This window comes from Amorphus orientalis, from assembly GCF_030814015.1.
In the GTDB taxonomy this organism is placed as follows: domain Bacteria; phylum Pseudomonadota; class Alphaproteobacteria; order Rhizobiales; family Amorphaceae; genus Amorphus; species Amorphus orientalis.
Map to the genome: position 1 here is coordinate 824,688 of NZ_JAUSUL010000001.1, position 17,434 is coordinate 842,121.

Here is a 17,434-nt window from a genome sequence, read left to right on the forward strand (position 1 = left end):
CGCGGCCGGGACGGCCGCGGCGGTCTTCGCCCGGACTTCGGTGAACGATCGCGCCCGCTTCGGATAAGGGCGGCTCGATCAACGCGTTTTCGGATGGGCGAAGTGTCATGCGTTACGAGCTCACCTTGCTGGAGCGACTGGATGCCGCCCAGACCGGGCGTCCGGTCTCGCGCGGCGACATCGATCCGTCCGCCGTGGTCGAGAGCGTTATGGCCAACCTCCAGCTGGTGCTGAATTCGCGCGAGGGGTGCTGCGAGACGCGTCCGGATTTCGGCGTGCCCGACTTCAACTCCTTCCTGGGCCAGTTCCCCGATGCGCTGCCGGCGATCTCGCGCACGGTGCGCGAGCAGATCCGCGCCTTCGAGCCGCGCCTGACGGAGGTCGACGTCAAGTTCATTCCGGATCCGGATCAGCCGCTGTCCCTGAACTTCCACATCACCGCAAAGCTCATCGTGGACGACAAGTCGCGGCCGGTTTCGTTCGAAACCGTGTTCACCGACGACGGCCACGTGTCGCTGCGCCGGTAAGGGATGGCCGCGCGATGACCATCAACCGCTACTACGAAGACGAACTCACCTACCTGCGCGAGCTCGGCGAGGAATTCGCCCGCGCGAACCCGAAGCTCGCCGCGTTCCTGGGCCGGGAATCCGACGATCCAGACGTGGAGCGGCTGATGGAGGCGTTCGCCTTCCTCACCGGGCGACTGCGGCAGCGGCTCGACGACGAGCTTCCCGAGCTGGCCACCGGCCTGCTGCAACTGGTCAATCCGCAGCTGCTCAAGCCGATCCCGCCGATGACGATGATGACGTTCCGCCCCAAGCCGGACGTCGGCATCGAGCCCCTCGAGGTGCCCCGCAACACGACGGTCGCCTCCCAGGGCGTGCGCGGAACCACCTGTCTGTTCACCACGCGCTATCCGCTGTCGGTGCTGCCGCTCGAGGTCGACGACGTGGTGATGGAAAACCGCAGCACGTCGGCCAACCTGACGATGAACCTCAACGTCACCGACGCGATCCCGGCGGAGGATCTGCGCCGGATACCGCTCCGGCTGCATTTTTCCAGCGAACGCGAACCGATCATCGGCCGGACGCTCCTGTTGTGGATGCTGCGCTATCTGCGCGAGGTCACCGTCTCCGTCGGCGATACGACGGGGATCCGCCTCAGCCCGAGCGTCATCAAGCCGGTCGGGTTCGGCCAGGGCGACGACGTCATTCCCTATTCGGTGAACAGCTTCTGGGCGTTCCGCGTCCTGCAGGAATATCTGCTGTTCCCGTCGAAATTCCTGTTCGTGGACCTGGACTGGTCGGAGGCCCTACCGGCGGATTTCGGCCACACGGGGTCGCCGCGGATCACGGTCGCGTTCTCGTTCTCGCGGCCGCTGCCCGATCAGGTGCGGGTGTCGCGTCGGCACATCGAGCTGAACGCGACGCCGGCAGTCAACCTGTTCCGGACCGAAGCGATGCCGATCATGGTCGATCCGCGCCGCAGCGAGTACCGCGTGCGGCCGCCGAAGCCGGACGAGTCGGTGCACGGGATCCAGCGCGTGACCGGCTACGTGCAGGGCCAGAGCGGCCGCATCACCTATTATCCGTTCGAGAGCTTCCGCCACGACCACGGCAACGAGAGCGACCGGCGGATCTACTATCGCAGCCATCCGCGACCGGCGACGGTGACCAACGGGATCGACATGGAGATCTCGTTCGTGAACGGGCGCGAGCAGGCGATGGACCCGCGTGCGGAAACGATCACCATGCTGATCGACGTGACCAACGGCGGCGTGGCCCATCTGCTGCCGATCGGTTCGGTGACCCAGGCGACGGGTGACACGCCCGGCTCGGTGACGTTCCGCAACGTGTCGACGGTCACCAACGAAGTCGCGCCGCCGCTGAACGACGGCATCCAGTGGCGCCTGATCTCGAGCCTCGCGCGCAATTTCGGATCGCTGCTCTCGGTGGAGGCGCTGAGGGCGGTGATCGACGCCTACGATTTCCGGGCGGCCTATGACGTGGCCGAACGGCAGCAGCTCGACAATCTGCTCGCCGCGATCATCTCGATCGACGTCGAGCCCTTCGATCTCTTCCTCGACGGCCGCCCGGTGCGCAGCCGTCGCATCGTCCTCCGCGTCAGCGAATCCGCCATCGGCGGGGAGGGCGAACTGTTCCTTTTCGGATCGGTGATGGACGTGTTCTTCGCCGCCTATGCGTCGGTGAACAGCCATCACGTGCTCCGGGTTATCGGTGTCGACAGCAACGCGGTGTACGAATGGGCCCCACGGATAGGCGAGGCGAGTCCGCAATAGGCGACGCCGAGCTTTCGGCCCTTGCGGACTACGGCTTCAACAATGCGGTCTCCCGTCTCCAGCGCCTGCTCGATGCAGAGTCGATTGGAGGGGTGGACCTGCGTCCGGAGAACGAGCGGCTGCGGTTCCGCGCGACCCGCTCGCTGGGCTTTCCCGCGCGCGAGGTCGACAGCGTCAGCGAGTCGCCCGACATTCCGGGCCTGATCGAGATCCGGGTGAACTTCCTCGGCCTCTACGGCCCGTCGTCGCCGCTGCCGCCGGCCTATACCGAACGGATCACGCGCGCCGATCTCGACGACGACGTGCTCGAGGACTTCCTCGATTTCTTCAATCACCGGATGATCTCGCTCTACAGGCGGATCTGGGCGCGGTGGCGGTATCATCTGCGCTACCGGACCGGCGGCGGTGATCCGATCTCCGCCCGGCTGCTGTCGCTCTATGGCGCGCCGGCGGTGAAGGGGTCGCGCGCGGCCGATCCGCAGGCGGCGCTGCTTCTGCCGCAGATCGGGCTTCTGGCGCTCTATAGCCGGTCGTCCGACGTGGTGGCGAGCATTCTCACCCATCATTTCAAGGTGCCGGTGAAGGTGCGCGAGTTCGTCACCCGCGAGGTCCAGCTCACCCAGGAGGCGCGGGGCCGGCTGGGCGCGTCCATGCAGGTTGGCCGCAACATGATCATCGGCAGCTATGTCCGCGACAGTCTCGGCAAGTTCCGGGTGCGTGTGGGGCCGCTGTCGCTGCCTCTGTTCAAGCGGTTCCTGCCGAGCGGCGGCGACTACGAGCGGCTGCGCCGCCTGATCGAGCTGACGCTCAAGGAGCCGCTGGAGTGGGACGTGGAACTGGTGCTGGAAGACAATCAGGCCGCCGGCTCCCGGCTCGGCCGCAGCCAGCTGGGCTGGACCTCGTGGCTCGGCCAGGTGTCCGGCTCGGTGGAGCCGGTCGTCGTGGCCGGCGACTTCCGGGGGCAGGGGCCGACTGAAACGTCAAGCCAAGGGAGGCAGGCGGCATGAAGCTCGTCCTCTCCGTCCTGTCGGGTCAGCCCGGCGGGCTGAAGCGCGGTACGGAACACACCTTCGACTATCAGGGCGGGGTCATCGGCCGGAATGCGACCTGCGACTGGCGGATCGAGGATTCCACCCGCACGATCTCGGGCCGGCACGCCACCATCAGCTATCGCGACGGCCGCTTCTACATCACCGACACCAGCACCAACGGCGTGTATCTTGGGGACGCGGAAACCCCGCTCGGACGGGGCCATTCGACGGAGGTCGTCCAGGGAACGCGGCTGCGCTTCGGCGACTATGTGATCAGCGCGCGGCTTCAGGAGGACGGCGGCAGCCAGAGCCGGTCGGGTCCGCGCATGTCGATCGTTCCGGACGCGTCGTCCCAGCACGGCGAGGTCGATCCGCTGTCTGCGCTGGGTGCAGAATATTCCGGACGCTCCGACAATATCTACGCGACCGGCCGCGGTACCTCGACCGCCAGCCGCGACCCGATGCCGACGCCGCGCCGCAGGGGCGACGACACGCTGGGGTCCTTCTTCGGCAGCGCGCCGACCCAGGCCACAAAGAGCGATCCGTTCGCCGACCTCGGCGGTGGCCCCAGCCGGCCCCGCCCCTCGACCGATCGTCCCGACCCGGCAGGCGGTCACTCCGGCGGGTCGGATCAGACGGCCTACATTCCGCGGGACATCGGGGCCGATTTCGCCTCGCCGCCACCGCGGCAGGCTCAGCCGCAGCCTCAGGAGATGCCCCAGTCCCAGCCTCGGCCGGCGCCGGCGCCGGCGAGCATCGCGCAGACGCTTGAGAACGACATCGGCGCCCGGCTGAGCAGCGCACTTGCGACCGAACTCGGCAATCCCGGTTCCGGACAGGCGCGGGAGAGTGCGGACGCGGGCAGCGGCGCCCACGATCACGGCGCGCGCCAGGCGCCGCCCCGACAGCAGCCGCCGGCCGCGCCGCCTTCCGGCGGCGGCAGTGCGGCGGGGCCGATCCCCGATCACGTGTCCTGGGAGGATCTCCTCGGCGGCGGGGGCGGCAGCGCCGCCGCCTCAGGACCGGCGATCGCGCCTGCGACCCCGGCGGGCACCGGGCAGCGCAGCCCGGCCGCCGCGCAGCCTCTGCCACCCCTCGACAGCCTGCTCGGATCCGAGCCGGATGCCCGCCCGGCCCAGCCGACGCCATCCCAACCGGCGCAGTCGCCGGTCGAGACGCGCACGCCAGGGCCGGAAGCGACGTCTCCGGCCGCCTCCGAACCGAGCCGTCCGCCGCGGGCCCGCCGGACACCCGGCAACAATCTGCTGTCCGATCTGGTGACGCCGGCCAGCACCGGTTCCGGCCCCCGCGCAGGCAATGGCGAGAAGCCGCCGGCCGAAGGTGCGACGCTCGATCCGGTGTCCGCCCTGCGCGCCCGGGCCAGCCACCGCGCCGCCAGCCCGCCGCAGCAGCCGGCGCCTGCGGCAGCCCCGGCACCGTCGGCCGCGCCCGCCGCACCGGCGGCCCCGGTGTCGGCGGATCTCGACGCGGTGCTGACCGCGGCCGGGCTCGATCCGCAGACGATCCCAGCCGACCGCAAGGCCGCGGTGGCCGCCGAGGTTGCGCGCACCGCACGGGCCGCCGCCGAGGGGCTCTCCGACGTGCTGGCCGCCCGCCGTCTCTTCAAGGAGGAGTTCCGGCTGGACCAGACGCGGATCCAGCCGGAGGACAACAACCCGTTCAAGTTCTACGGATCGGGCCAGGAAGCGCTGCAGCGGGCGCTTTCGAAGCCGGAGCCGGGGTTCCTCAAGCTCGACGAGGCCATGGAGACCGGCTTCACGGAGATCAAGGCCCACGAGATGGCGGCGGTGACGGTGATGCAGGAGGCGATTGGCGCTATTCTTGCGCAGCTGGATCCGGCATCCATCCAGGCCGAGGACGCCGCGGGTGGATTTTTCGGTCGCGGCGATGGCAAGGCGTTGTGGGAGCGGTACAAGGAACTGCACGCCCAGCTCTCGCAGGATCCGGAAACGACCACCCGCCGGCTCGTCTCCGATCAGTTCATGCGTGCCTACGACAAGAATCTTGCCGCGTTGAAAGGGAAGGACAGGTCGCGATGAGTTTTGCGTTTGCAAGCAGGAGGCCCGCGGCGCTCGCCGTGTTGATGGCGCTCAGCGTCGTGCTGGCCGGGTGCGGCGGCGGTCTCTTCAAGAAGTCGCCGACGACCCTGAACATCACCATGTCCGCAAACGCCCAGCTCAATCCGAACGTGGACGACGAGCCCTCGCCCGTCGTGGTCCGGATCTACGAGCTGAAGTCGGCGCAGTCGTTCAACCAGGCGGAGTTCTTCCAGCTCTACGACGACGACACCAAGACGCTGGGCCCGGACCTGGTGGCCAAAACCGAGTACGAGATCGCGCCGGGGACCACCAAGAAGATCAAGAAGACGACGCCCGACGAAACCGCGTACATCGCCGTGCTCGCCGGGTTCCGCGACATCGATTCCGCCACCTGGCGGGCGTCCGCCGCCGTCACGAAGAACAAGGAAAACATCGTCACGGTCACGCTGACCAGTCTGGCGGTTTCCTTGTCGGCCGGTGAGAAGAAGGCCTTGGGCGTATTCTAGACGATCGGAGAAGCCGCCGCGGGCGGCCTCGACATTGAACTCGAGGGCCCGCGGTCGAGCGGGCGACAGGGCGACGGAAAATATGTCACTGACGAGCAGGACGCTTTGGTTCGAGGGGATGTTCATGTCCCCTCAGCACTTCCAGCAGCACGACCGCTGGCTCGACCGGCTCGTCGACGAGCGGGCGAGCGGCCTGTCGCCGGCCGCCTGGGGGGTGCGGGCGATCTCCGTCGACCAGAACGCTCTTGCCCTGGGGCGGTTCGTGCTGACGAACCTGCGGGCCGTGCTGCCCGACGGCACCGTCGTGCGCGCGCCCGAAGACGCTGCCTTGCCCGAACCGAAGGCGATTTCGACCAACGACGGCGGCAGCCTGGTCAAGCTCGTGCTGCCGCTGCGGCCGGGCGACGGCGTCGAACTGAGCCGGAATCAGGAATACCGCCGGGTGCTCACCTCCGAGATCGAGGCGCGTGACGCCACCAATCCCGATCGCTCGGCGGTGCGGGTGACGGTCGGCCAGCCGAACATCCGGATCGCGGTGGGCAATAAGCCGGTCGAGGACTGCTGCGAGCTGCCGATCGCGCGCATCAAGAGCGTGGAGCCGAGCGGCGCGGTCGAACTGGACACGGACTTCATGGGGCCGGCACTCGATATCCATGCGTTCCCGGCCATGCTGGATGCGGCCCGGGAAACCCACCGGCTTCTGAACCAGCGGGCCATGGTGCTTGCCGAACGCTCGGGACCGACCCAGAGCGATACCGACACGGCCGGCCTGATGGACATTATCCTCTTGAGCTGCGTCAACCGGCAGGAGGTGCTGTTCCAGCACTACTCGCAGACCGCCGGCGTGCATCCGGAAGCGCTCTACCGGGCGATGATCGGGGTGGTGGGCGAACTGTCGGCCTTTCTCGGCCAGACGCGCCGGCCCGAGGAACTGCCGGCCTACGTTCACGCCAAGCCGGAGGAGGTGTTTCCGCCGCTGGTCCTGCGGGTGCAGGAGCTGCTGGCGACGGTCACCGAACGCAAGGCCATCCGGATCCCGATCGAACCGAAAGCCTACGGCATCTGGATCGGGCAGATCACGGACCGGTCGATCTTCACCGGCTGCCGCCTGATCCTGGTCGCCACCGCGAGCATGCCGACGGAGGTGATCTCACGGGAGTTCCCGGTGCGCACCAAGGTGGGGCCGGTCGAACAGATCCGGGATCTGGTGAACCTGCAGCTTCCGGGCATCCCGCTGCGTCAGGTCAACGTGGTCCCACGCGAGCTGCCGGTGCTGCGCAACGGCGTCTACTTCGAGCTCGACCAGTCGGCGGAGCTGTGGCCGCGACTGCAGAATTCAGCGGCCTTCGCGTTCCACGTGAGCGGCGACCATCCCGACCTCTACATGGAGTTCTGGGCGGTCAGAACCTCTTAATCGGGGCCGGACTAGGCTAGTATCGGAAATTGCGCGTGGCCGGCCGATACAGGCGCCGCGCGCAGGACACAGAGACGATGGTGGACACGAGCGACGACGATCCGACGGTCATGCAGTCGTCCTCCCGCAGGGGGGACGGCAAGGTCTCGCCGCGTTCGCGGACGAGCCTGCGCGATCTCGTCGGGGATGAGGACGATGCGACGGTCCGCCGGAACGGGGGCGACGACGATCCCACGATCCGCAAGGACCAGGGCTCGGACGACCCGACGGTGGTGGTGTCCTCGCGCGGCGGCCAGTCCGGCGCGCCGGTCGCAACCGGCACGGAAAGCGGCGACGCGTCGGGCTACGACATGCTGCTGCGCCGGCAGCCGCAGCGCAACGACGAGATCCTGCTGGTGTGCGCCGAGCCTCTGCTGGTGCTCGCCGCGGAACTCCGCAATTCCGTGGAATTCGCCGATATCGACGCGCTGCGCCGGCGCGTGTCGGCGGAGATCGAACGGTTCGAGGAGCGCGCGACCAAGATGGGCGCGTCCGCGGGGGAAATCACCGCGGGCCGCTACGTGCTGTGCTCGCTGATCGACGAGATCGTCCTGACCACCCCCTGGGGCAGCCGCTCGACCTGGAGCAACCAGAGCCTGCTGAGCGAATATCACGGCGAGACCTGGGGCGGCGAGAAGGTCTTCCAGCTGCTCGACCGCATCATGGAGCAGCCGAAGAAATACCTGGCGGTGCTCCGGCTGATCGATGCCTGCCTGGTGCTGGGGTTCGAAGGCCGCTACCGCGTGGTCGAGGGCGGCCGCGACCAGCTCGAGAACGTCCGCACCCGGCTCGGACGGACGCTCCGGGAATATCTGCCCGCGCCGCCCGACCAGCTGTCGGCGCGATGGGAAGGGCCGCGCAAGAAGCGGTCGATCCGCACCTTCGTCCCGCTCTGGGTGGCGTTCACGGCGAGCGCGGTGCTGATCGTGCTGCTCTACGTGTTCTTCCAGATCCGTCTTCAGGAGGATCTCGGGCCGGTCCTTACCACGATCCAGAGCCTGCAAGGCCAGGTAAGGTAGCGCGCGATGCTGGGTTCCCTGATCCGTGAACTGTTCAAGATCCGGACGCTCGTTTTCCTGTTCGCGCTGGTCGCCCTGTCGCTGGTGATCTGGTTCTTCGGACCGGAATTCAGCTTGATGGGCGGCCATCCGCTGGCCAGCCGGGCCGCACGGATCGGGGTCATTCTCGGGCTGGTCGGGCTCTTGCTGCTGATCGCGCTGGTCCGCTTCCTGCTGATCCGCCGCGCCAATTCCAGGCTGATCAAGAACCTCATCGAGTCCGACGAACTCGCCTCCATGGCGACGTCGGACCGGGACGAGGAACTGGAGATCATCCGGGAACGCTTCCAGCACGCCCTGGAGGTGCTCAAGGAGTCGACGCTCAGCGGCAAGCGCGGCGGGCGGTTCCTCTACGAACTGCCCTGGTACGTGCTGGTCGGCGCGCCGGGCACCGGCAAGACGACCATCCTGTCGAACTCGGGGCTGGAGTTTCCGCTGTCCGACCGGTTCGGATCGGAGGCGGTGCAGGGCTTCGGCGGCACCCGCCACTGCGACTGGTGGTTCACCGACCGGGCGATCCTGATCGACACGGCCGGCCGCTACACGACCCAGGACGTGAACCGCGAGACCGACCGCGCCGCCTGGATCGGCTTTCTCGACATCCTGCGCAGCCATCGCCGGCGCCGGCCGATCAACGGCGCGCTGCTTCTGGTCAGTGCGGCCGACATCCTCGACCGCAGCGATACCGAGCGCCGCATGCTGGCCGACACGCTGCGGCGGCGGCTGCAGGAGCTGGTGAAGGCGTTCGAGGTCTCGGTTCCGGTCTATCTGATGATCACGAAGTCCGACCTGATTTCGGGCTTCACGGAGTTTTTCGACGACCTGCGCGAGGAGGAACGCCAGCAGGTGGTCGGCATCACGCTGCCGGCGGAAACCTCCGCCGTTCAGGTGCCGTCGGAAGTCGACAGCCGGCTGAAGGAGCTTTTTGCCAACATCGAGGCGCAGGCGCCGGAGCGGCTGCACGCGGAACGCAATCTGGAGCGCCGGGCCAAGATCTTCCTGTTCCCGCGCGAGCTCGCCGCCTTCCAGGGGGTCCTGTCGACGTTCGTGCGCGACGTGTTCCGGACCAGCCGCTACGAGAAGACCCCGCAGCTGCGCGGCGTCTACCTGACCAGCGGCACCCAGGAAGGCACCCCGATCGACCGTCTGCTCGGCGCGTTCAGCCGGCGCTTCGGCCTCGCGCCCGGGCAGATGGTCCCCTATTCGGGACGGGGCAAGGCGTACTTCATCCATCGGCTGCTCACCGACATCGTCTTCCAGGAAGCCGACCTGATCGGAACCAACCGCCGGCTCGAGCGGCTGCTGGCGCTGCGCTACGGCTTCGGATACGCCGCCGCCGTGCTTCTGGTGATCGGGCTGGGCCTCGGGATGGCCAGCGTGATGAGCCACAGCCGCGCCCAGATCGCGGACGTCAACCAGGAGCTCCAGAACACCGAGGCGCGGGTGAAGGAGCTGGGCGGCCAGCCTACGCTGGAGCAACTCACGCCGCTGCTGGATTCCGCCCAGACGCTGGTCACCAAGGCTTCGACCGGCGGGGCGCTGCCGCTGGTCGGCGGGTTCGGTCTGGATGCAAGCGATCAGCTCGGTCCGGCCACCCAGAAACTCTACAACGACATTCTCGCCAAGGATCTCCTGCCGGCGGTGGAAAGCCGGCTGGCCGCGCGGGTCGCGATCCTGACCCAGAGCGAGAACGAAGCCGACATGCCGCAGCTCCGCCAGACGCTGCAGGCCTACATGATGCTGAACGATCCGCAGCGCTTCGACGCCAGCTTCCTCCTCGACACGCTGAAGACGGAATCCCAGCGCATCTATCCGCTGCAGCCGGCCCAGCAGCAGGCGATGGACAGCCATTTCGCGTCGCTGGTGGCGGAGATGCCGCAGCCGGTGCCCTTCAACCAGGGCATCGTCACGGCGGCGCAGCGCCGGCTGTCGACGGTTCCGCCGATGGACGAGATGTACGCGTCGCTGGTGCGCAAGGCGAACGCGGACGGATCGCTGACGCCGTTCCAGCTGACCGACGTGATCGGCACCGTGGCGCTGACGACGGACGCCTCGCGCATCCAGCAGAAGCAGCCGATCCTGCAGATCCCGGGTCTCTACACCCGTGACGGCTTCTACAACTTCTTCCTCAAGCAGGCCCCGCAGATCGTCAACGACTCGCTCAACCAGGACTGGATCTCCGGCCGGAGCCAGAGCCAGAGCAACAACTACCAGACGGCGATGCAGGGCCTCGTGAAGCAGTACGTGGCCAACTACATCTCGATCTGGCAGAAGGCGCTCGACCAGATCACGGTGGTCGATTTCTCCTCGCCCCAGCGCGCGCAGCAGGTGCTGCAGGTGCTGGCCAGCCCCGACACGCCGCTCGAGGGGCTTGCCAAGGCGGTCCAGACCAACACCCAGCTGCCGATCCCGGGTTCCCAGGCGACGGGCGCGTCCGGCCAGAGCGCAGATGCCTCCGGAGGCTCGGGCGGTGGCGACGGCTCGGGCGGCGGCAGCGGAAGTGGCGCGTCGGGCGGCAATCCGATCACCTCGGCCGTGACGGGTGCGGCCGGGCAGGCCGTCAGCGCCGCGGCCCAGCAGGCGTTCGGTGACATGGCCTGGCCCGGCGACCAGATCGCCCGACCGTTCACCCCCGTGGTGGCGCTTCTCGGCGGCTCGGGGGGCGGCGGCGGTTCCGGTGGGGGCGGCGGCTCGGCGAGCGGTACCACGCTGCCTCAGATCCAGCAGCTGATCGGCCAGGTCTACGGCGACATCAACGGCATCGCGTCGTCTCCCGACCCGACCCAGGCGGCCTTCAAATACGTGTCCCAGCGGGCCTCTTCACCGTCCCAGGATGCGCTGAGCCAACTGAGGACCGACTCCGCCACGCTGCCGTCGCCCTATGGGTCGATCCTGAAGGACATCTCGACCCAGTCCTGGGACGTGCTGATCGGGCTCGCGTATCAGAACATCAACACGACATGGCAGCAGCAGGTGATCCCGGCCTGCAACTCCATGCTCGACAACCGCTTCCCGATCACCAACGCGCAGCCGGAAGTGGCGCTGAGCGACTTCACCGCCATGTTCCGGCAGGGCGGGACCATCGATCAGTTCTTCACCACCTACATCAAGCCGTTCGTGACCCAGCAGGGCAGCCAGCTCGTGCCGGCGAGCTTCGACGGACGGACCATGGGCTTCTCCGCCCAGACGATGGACATGTTCCAGCGGGCCGAGCAGATCAAGCAGGCTTTCTTCAACGGCGGAACGACGCTCGGCGTGAAATTCTCCATCACGCCGTCCTTCCTGGATCCGCAGGCGTTGCGGTCGGTGTTCAGCCTGGACGGGACGTCGGTCACCTACCGGCACGGACCGCCGCGCACCACCGACATGACCTGGCCGAACAAGGGGGATGCGAGCACCGCCTCGGTGATCATCACCCTGGTGGAGGGCGGCACCATCAAGGAAGAACGCTCCGGCGCCTGGGCCCTGTTCCGGCTGCTGTACACCACCGGGCTGAGCCGCAGCGGCGCGACCGACCAGTACTCCTTCTCCGTCGCCAACCAGGCCGGGGTGCGGGCGAGCTACACAGTCCAGGCGAGTTCGGTCGTCAATCCGTTGGCGCCGGGCATCATCCAGGGCTTCCAGTGTCTGGGGGATCTATGACCGCCGGCATATACGGCAAACTGCCGGGGGCAGCGGACTTCTGCCGCAAGCATCTGCCGAACAGCTTCGTGGAGCCGTGGGACAAGTGGCTGCAGGAGTGCCTCAGCCAGGCGCGCGACGCCCTCGGGGACAAGTGGGAGAACGCCTATCTCTCCTCGCCGCTGTGGTGCTTCGCCATCGATTCCGGCGTGGTGTCGGAGGTGGGATGGACGGGCGTGCTGGCCACGTCGGTCGATGCGTCCGGGCGCTACTATCCGCTGACGCTGGCGTGCTCGATCGATCAGCTGCTCCCGTCCCAGACGCTGGCGGTGAACCTCCAGATTCCGCTGCAGGACATGGAGAAGAACGCGCTCGCTTTGATCGAGGGCGACAAGACCATCGAAGAGGTGATGGCCGCGCTGGACAAGGTCGACCGCGGGCTTTCGACCCTGGACAGCCTCGGCGCCGAGCCGATGCTGTTCGCCAATTCCTATGGGTCGGAACTGGCGGCGCTCCTGACCAACCCGCTGTTCGCGCCGGTCAGCGACCTGCGCCGCTCCGGCCTGACGACCTACACTCCGGCGCCGCGCCCCTCCAACGTGAGCGTCTGGTGGCACTATGGCTGGCCGGACCGCAATCCGGAGGCGATCCGGGTGCGGGGCCTGCCAACCGGCGCGATGTTCGCAAGCTTCCTCGACGGCCGGTGGAAAGACCATGGCTGGCGAAACTGACCTGATCGGTCCGCCGCCGCTGATCTGGTCGGCGGCAAGTCGCTGCGGGGTCCGGCACGACGTCAACGAGGACGCCTTCCTCGCCAGTCCCGAGCGCGGACTGTTCTGTGTGGCCGACGGCATGGGCGGGCATCTGGAGGGTCAGCTCGCCAGCCTGTCGGTCGCGCGCATCCTCGACCGGATGGTCGCGGTGGCGCCGCTGGAGGACTGCGTGGACACCATCGAGCGCAGCCTGCAGCGCATCAACGCCTCCCTGCGCAGCGAGGCGGTGAAGAGCGGCGCGTCGGCGATCATCGGCGCCACGGTCGTGGTGCTGGTGATGGATCGCGACTACGCGGTGGTCAGCTGGGCCGGGGATTCCCGCTGCTATCTCATGCGCGACGGCGAGCTGTTCCAGATCACCCGGGATCACGGCGTGCCGCAGAACCAGGAGACGCGCCGGACCAACGTGGTCAGCCGGGCGGTCGGCAGCGGCGAACGGATCGAGCTGGACCGGGTCGTGCTGGCGATCGAGCCGGAGGACACCTTCCTGTTGTGTTCCGACGGCATAAGCGACTATCTGGAGCCGGATGACATTCTCGCCGGCCTGCAGCGCCCGCTGGAAAGCGCTGCGGAGGACCTCGTCGAGGCGGCGGCGGTGTGCGGATCGCGGGACGATCTGACGGCCGTGCTAGCGCGGGTTGCCGGGTAGGTTGACGATGAGGTGCGACGTGCAACGCCGCTGCGGAATGCGGGACCTCCCGCGGACCGGACGCCAACGGGTGCGGGCGCGAGCCTCAGGGCGGACATGAGCGAGGGGACCACCCAACGCAAACCGCTGCCGGTCCCGCTCGGGACCAAGTTGCGGGATCGCTACGAACTGATCTCGGTGCTCGGCCGCGGCGGCATGAGCACCGTCTACAGCGCGCTCGACCATTTCCGGCTGCGTGCGGCTTCGCAGACGCCGCTGGTGGCGATCAAGCTCCTCAACAACGATCCCACGATCAACGCGGACATCCGCGAGCTGATGCACCGCGAAGCGCGGCGCATGCAGGAATTCGTGCATCCCGCGATCGCCCGGGTCTACGACTGGGACGAGGACGGCGGCCGCTCCTTCATCATCATGGAGCAGCTCGAGGGCCAGACGCTCAACCGCATGCTGCGCAAGCGCGGCAACGATCCGGTGTCCCGGGTGACGCGGGAACGCATCGTGACCGATATCGGCGCCGCCCTGGACTATGCCCACGAGCGCGGCGTCGTGCACACCGACGTCAAGCCGGGCAACATCTTCGTCACCACCGACGGCGCGGCGAAGCTGCTCGATTTCGGCATCTCCTATGCCCACGAGGCGGTCGATCTGTCGGAAGACGACGACCGGCCGACGATCGCCTATTTCGGTCATGTCGGCGCGCTCACGCCGGCCTACGCGTCCCTGGAGATGCTGCTCGGCATGGTGCCGGCGCCCTCCGACGACGTGTACTCGCTGGCCGTCGTGGCCTACATGCTGACCACCGGCCGTCATCCCTACGACCACAACTCGGTGCGCTGGGCGATCTCGCGGGGACTGGAGCCGGAACGCCCGGCGCGCGGGCTCACCACGCGCCAGTGGCGCGCGCTCAGACAGGCGCTGGCCTTCGAGCGGCGGGACCGGACACCCGAGGTGCACGAGTTCGTGGAAGGCTTCACAACCTCGTCCTGGCTGTCGCGCCTGTTGGGCTGAGCCGCAGCGAGGCCGGGGCAAGCGCCATCGCATTTTGTTGTCTCGGGCGGGGTAACATCCGCTATTGTTTGCCAGCGTCCATCGCGCATGCACAGCCTGGCAGCCAACGGGGGCCAGATGACCGACGACACGCTCGATCCCAACGGAGCCCTGGCCGCCAGCCTGGCGCGGCTGCAGCGGATCTCCCAGGAGGTCGCCCAGGGCAACTATGCCGTCTTCTCCGACATCGAGACGCTGACCAGCGACGCGGACGTCACGGAGAACGTGAAGGAGCTCGCCGAGGCCTTCGGGATGATGGTCGTGCGCATCGAGGCGCGCGAGTATCACCTGTCCGGGGTGATCGACGATCTCAGCGAGGCACGCCGGCGTCTGGAAGACGCCCAGAAGCGACTGCAGCGGGAGAACGGCAGCCTTCGCGCCGAGGTCAACGAGTTGCGGATCCACATCGACCGCGAGAAGAAGGACCGCGAGGTCGAGACGATCGCCGAGAGCGACTACTTCAAGGAACTGCAGAAACGGGCCCGTTCCTTGCGCGGGCGGCATCAGGAAGAGTGAGCGGGCGACCGCGCGCCTGGCGGTCCGCCCTCACTCGGCCGGTTTGAGCCCGTCGCCCGATCTTGTATGTCATTGTGACCGCTCAAGAGCCTTGTCCGCTCACACGGAACCATCCGGCGACAGGAACCGGTTCCGAACCGATCGAACACCCGAGGTCCCATGCCGACGCGTACCATCTCCATCCACTCCTACCGGGGGGGAACGGGCAAATCCAACATCACGGCGAACGTCGCGGCCCGTCTGGCACGCCACGGCAAGCGGGTCTGCATCGTCGACACGGACATCCAGTCACCGGGCATTCACGCGCTGTTCGGGGTCGACCCGCGGACCGTGAAGCACACGCTCAACGACTATCTGTGGGGCCGCTGCGCGGTCGAGGACACCGCCGTCGACGTGACGGATGCGGTCAACCGGGACGCGGAGATGGGCGGGCTGGATCCGGTCAGCGGCGGCGTGTTCCTGATCCCGTCCAGCCTGCGCGCCGGAGAAATCGCCCGCATCATCCGCGAGGGCTATGACGTCAACGCCCTCAACGACGGCTTCCGCGAGATCGGCTCGGCGCTGGATCTGGACTATCTCCTGATCGACACCCATCCGGGCGTGAACGAGGAGACGCTGCTGTCGATCGCGGTGTCGGACTGCCTGTTCATCGTGCTGCGGCCGGACGTGCAGGACTATCAGGGAACCGCCGTCGCCCTGGACCTGGCGCGCCGGCTGGAGGTGCCGCAGCTCTATCTGGTCATCAACAAGGCGATCGCCTCGCTCGACTTCACCGCCGTCTCCGACCGCGTGTTCGCGACCTACAAGTCGCCGGTCGCGGCGGTGCTGCCGCTCTCGGAGGATCTCATCCTGCTGGGCAGCGACGGGCTTGCCAGCGAGCGACAGCCGGACGGACCGTTCGCCGCCGGCATCGGACGCATCGTGGAGCGGATTGAGGAGGGCGCGCCGAGCGCGTAACCGGCGCGCCGCGGACCGTCTTACCGGCCGAACCACCGCCGGCCGGTGTCTTCGAGCCGGCTGCGGAACTCCGCGACGGAGGCGATGCGCTGGTCCATGTCGAAGGCGAGGGCGTCCCGGAGCGTGCTCATCTGGCGCCGGTCGAGGCTGTTCAGGTTCGCCGGCTTCTTGCCCAGTTCGCGGGCGTCGACGGAGGTCCGGTCGCCGAAGGGCGGTGCGCCCGACAGCATTTCGTAGACCACGCAGGCCATGGAATAGACGTCGGCCGCGGGGGTGCGGATCTGATGCTCGATCACCTCGGGCGCGGCGTAGCGGCCGGTGAACGAGGCCAGTTCGTCGACGTCGAAGACAGGCAGCGTCGAGGCCGAGGCGATCCCGAAATCCACGAGCTTGGTGGTGCCGTCGGCGCACAGGAAAATGTTCGACGGCTTGATGTCGCAATGAAGGACGTCGCGCTCGTGGGCGAAGCCGAGGCCGGTGAACGCACCGGCGAGCATCGCCAGCGTCTCCTCCAGGGGGATCGGCCTGCCGCGCCGATCGAGCTCCTCGTCGAGGGGGCGTCCGCGCAGAAGCTCCATGACGATGAAGGCGTCCGGCCCGTCGCGGTCGAAATCGTAGACGTGGACGATGTTGGGATGGGCCAGAGCCTGGGCCTTGCGCGCTTCGGCCTCCAGCGTCCGAAAGGCTCGCGAATCCTGGCCGAACTGGCGGTCGAGGACCTTGATGGCCACATAAGGCCGGCCATCGCCCGCCTCCAGCCGCCGCCGGTCGACGGCGGCGTAGACGCGGCCCATGGCGCCGCCCCCGATCTCCCGGTCGAGGACGAAGCGTTCCTTCAGCAGTGACCCGACCCGGGCGCGGCCGCCCTTGGTCTGCGGGGAGGCCGAAGGGGCGGCGGTCGATGCGCCGCCGCTCGCCTCGGTTTCCGTGCGCTCCGCGGTGCGGCGCAGACGGGCCCCGACGAACGCCGACATGAAGTGATCGAGATCCGTGTCGTCCTGGCGCTGGGCGGGCGCGTCCCCGCCCTTCAGCGCTTTGTATTCTTCGACCAGGGCCTGCAGCACCACGTCGTCGACGCGGTCGTCGATCGCGCTGCGCCGGCGCGCGCCCTGGCCGTCTTCGGGAGCACGCCGGACCGTCGCCTCGTCGTCCTCCTCGACGTCGCTTTCCGACGCGTGGCCGGGACCGCGCTGCACTTCCTGGATGATCAGGGGAACCAGATCGTGGGGCAGGCGCCCGCTTGCGCTGTACTCGCCGAGCACCTCGCCGAGCGAGCCCGGCGCAACGGAGCCCCGGACAATGCCGTTGCGGAGCTCGGAGATCAGCTGAACGTAGGACAGGCGTCCGGACAGGAAAGCTTCGAGCTTGTCCCGGTGTCCGTCATGTGCGTCCGCGACCATCGTGGTGCCGTCCCGCTGCTCGTGCGCCCGACCGCTGTGAGAGAGTTGCGACTCTAGAGCCTTT

At 68.0% G+C, this 17,434-nt stretch carries 14 protein-coding genes; 13 read left to right on the forward strand and 1 reads right to left on the reverse strand.

The window, feature by feature from the left end:
- The first annotated feature begins 107 nt into the window (after positions 1 to 107).
- The 13 genes from tssE (at position 108) to J2S73_RS03745 (ending at position 15,970) form a co-directional block, all read left to right on the forward strand.
- On the forward strand, positions 108 to 527 hold the full coding sequence (gene tssE / locus J2S73_RS03685; protein ID WP_306884065.1) for a type VI secretion system baseplate subunit TssE: 420 nt from the start codon (positions 108 to 110) through the stop codon (positions 525 to 527).
- A 14-nt stretch (positions 528 to 541) separates the two neighbouring features.
- Positions 542 to 2,299 (forward strand): type VI secretion system baseplate subunit TssF, encoded by a 1,758-nt coding sequence (gene tssF / locus J2S73_RS03690; protein ID WP_306884066.1) that lies wholly within the window; start codon positions 542 to 544, stop codon positions 2,297 to 2,299.
- On the forward strand, positions 2,263 to 3,306 hold the full coding sequence (gene tssG, locus J2S73_RS03695; protein WP_306884067.1) for a type VI secretion system baseplate subunit TssG: 1,044 nt from the start codon (positions 2,263 to 2,265) through the stop codon (positions 3,304 to 3,306). Before tssF ends, tssG begins: the two co-directional genes overlap by 37 nt.
- Positions 3,303 to 5,390, forward strand: coding sequence for a type VI secretion system-associated FHA domain protein TagH (gene tagH, locus J2S73_RS03700; protein WP_306884068.1), 2,088 nt, complete (start codon positions 3,303 to 3,305; stop codon positions 5,388 to 5,390). Before tssG ends, tagH begins: the two co-directional genes overlap by 4 nt.
- Entirely contained in the window at positions 5,387 to 5,896 is a 510-nt protein-coding gene (gene tssJ, locus J2S73_RS03705) for a type VI secretion system lipoprotein TssJ (RefSeq protein WP_306884069.1), read from the forward strand. The genes tagH and tssJ overlap by 4 nt, the downstream gene beginning before the upstream one ends.
- An 82-nt stretch (positions 5,897 to 5,978) precedes the next feature.
- Complete coding sequence (tssK, locus tag J2S73_RS03710; protein ID WP_306884070.1) at positions 5,979 to 7,310, forward strand: type VI secretion system baseplate subunit TssK; 1,332 nt, start codon at positions 5,979 to 5,981, stop codon at positions 7,308 to 7,310.
- A 77-nt stretch (positions 7,311 to 7,387) separates the two neighbouring features.
- Positions 7,388 to 8,368, forward strand: a complete 981-nt coding sequence (gene icmH, locus J2S73_RS03715; RefSeq protein ID WP_306884071.1) for a type IVB secretion system protein IcmH/DotU — start codon at positions 7,388 to 7,390, stop codon at positions 8,366 to 8,368.
- Positions 8,369 to 8,374: 6 nt separating this feature from the next.
- Positions 8,375 to 12,049, forward strand: a complete 3,675-nt coding sequence (gene tssM, locus J2S73_RS03720) for a type VI secretion system membrane subunit TssM (RefSeq protein ID WP_306884072.1) — start codon at positions 8,375 to 8,377, stop codon at positions 12,047 to 12,049.
- Complete coding sequence (gene tagF / locus J2S73_RS03725) at positions 12,046 to 12,759, forward strand: type VI secretion system-associated protein TagF (protein ID WP_306884073.1); 714 nt, start codon at positions 12,046 to 12,048, stop codon at positions 12,757 to 12,759. The genes tssM and tagF overlap by 4 nt, the downstream gene beginning before the upstream one ends.
- Positions 12,743 to 13,450, forward strand: coding sequence for a PP2C family protein-serine/threonine phosphatase (locus tag J2S73_RS03730; RefSeq protein WP_306884074.1), 708 nt, complete (start codon positions 12,743 to 12,745; stop codon positions 13,448 to 13,450). Before tagF ends, J2S73_RS03730 begins: the two co-directional genes overlap by 17 nt.
- Positions 13,451 to 13,546: 96 nt before the next feature.
- Entirely contained in the window at positions 13,547 to 14,458 is a 912-nt protein-coding gene (locus tag J2S73_RS03735) for a serine/threonine-protein kinase (protein ID WP_306884075.1), read from the forward strand.
- A 117-nt stretch (positions 14,459 to 14,575) separates the two neighbouring features.
- On the forward strand, positions 14,576 to 15,013 hold the full coding sequence (locus tag J2S73_RS03740; protein WP_306884076.1) for a hypothetical protein: 438 nt from the start codon (positions 14,576 to 14,578) through the stop codon (positions 15,011 to 15,013).
- 159 nt (positions 15,014 to 15,172) lie between these two features.
- Positions 15,173 to 15,970 (forward strand): MinD/ParA family ATP-binding protein, encoded by a 798-nt coding sequence (locus J2S73_RS03745; protein WP_306884077.1) that lies wholly within the window; start codon positions 15,173 to 15,175, stop codon positions 15,968 to 15,970.
- 20 nt (positions 15,971 to 15,990) lie between these two features.
- Here the strand turns inward: J2S73_RS03745 and J2S73_RS03750 are convergent, their stop codons facing one another.
- A complete protein-coding gene (locus J2S73_RS03750) occupies positions 15,991 to 17,370 on the reverse strand; it encodes a serine/threonine-protein kinase (RefSeq protein ID WP_306884078.1) in 1,380 nt (459 codons plus the stop codon).
- Between the last annotated feature and the right edge of the window lie 64 nt (positions 17,371 to 17,434).

Bases quoted from the DNA above. Each gene is read 5' to 3' on its own strand.
- tssJ (WP_306884069.1), top strand. From the start codon at position 5,387: ATGAGTTTTGCGTTTGCAAGCAGGAGGCCCGCGGCGCTCGCCGTGTTG.
- tssM (WP_306884072.1), top strand. From the start codon at position 8,375: ATGCTGGGTTCCCTGATCCGTGAACTGTTCAAGATCCGGACGCTCGTT.
- J2S73_RS03730 (WP_306884074.1), top strand. From the start codon at position 12,743: ATGGCTGGCGAAACTGACCTGATCGGTCCGCCGCCGCTGATCTGGTCG.
- tagH (WP_306884068.1), top strand. From the start codon at position 3,303: ATGAAGCTCGTCCTCTCCGTCCTGTCGGGTCAGCCCGGCGGGCTGAAG.
- J2S73_RS03735 (WP_306884075.1), top strand. From the start codon at position 13,547: ATGAGCGAGGGGACCACCCAACGCAAACCGCTGCCGGTCCCGCTCGGG.
- tssK (WP_306884070.1), top strand. From the start codon at position 5,979: ATGTCACTGACGAGCAGGACGCTTTGGTTCGAGGGGATGTTCATGTCC.
- tssG (WP_306884067.1), top strand. From the start codon at position 2,263: ATGGGCCCCACGGATAGGCGAGGCGAGTCCGCAATAGGCGACGCCGAG.
- J2S73_RS03750 (WP_306884078.1), bottom strand. From the start codon at position 17,370: ATGGTCGCGGACGCACATGACGGACACCGGGACAAGCTCGAAGCTTTC.
- J2S73_RS03740 (WP_306884076.1), top strand. From the start codon at position 14,576: ATGACCGACGACACGCTCGATCCCAACGGAGCCCTGGCCGCCAGCCTG.
- tssE (WP_306884065.1), top strand. From the start codon at position 108: ATGCGTTACGAGCTCACCTTGCTGGAGCGACTGGATGCCGCCCAGACC.
- icmH (WP_306884071.1), top strand. From the start codon at position 7,388: ATGGTGGACACGAGCGACGACGATCCGACGGTCATGCAGTCGTCCTCC.
- tagF (WP_306884073.1), top strand. From the start codon at position 12,046: ATGACCGCCGGCATATACGGCAAACTGCCGGGGGCAGCGGACTTCTGC.
- tssF (WP_306884066.1), top strand. From the start codon at position 542: ATGACCATCAACCGCTACTACGAAGACGAACTCACCTACCTGCGCGAG.
- J2S73_RS03745 (WP_306884077.1), top strand. From the start codon at position 15,173: ATGCCGACGCGTACCATCTCCATCCACTCCTACCGGGGGGGAACGGGC.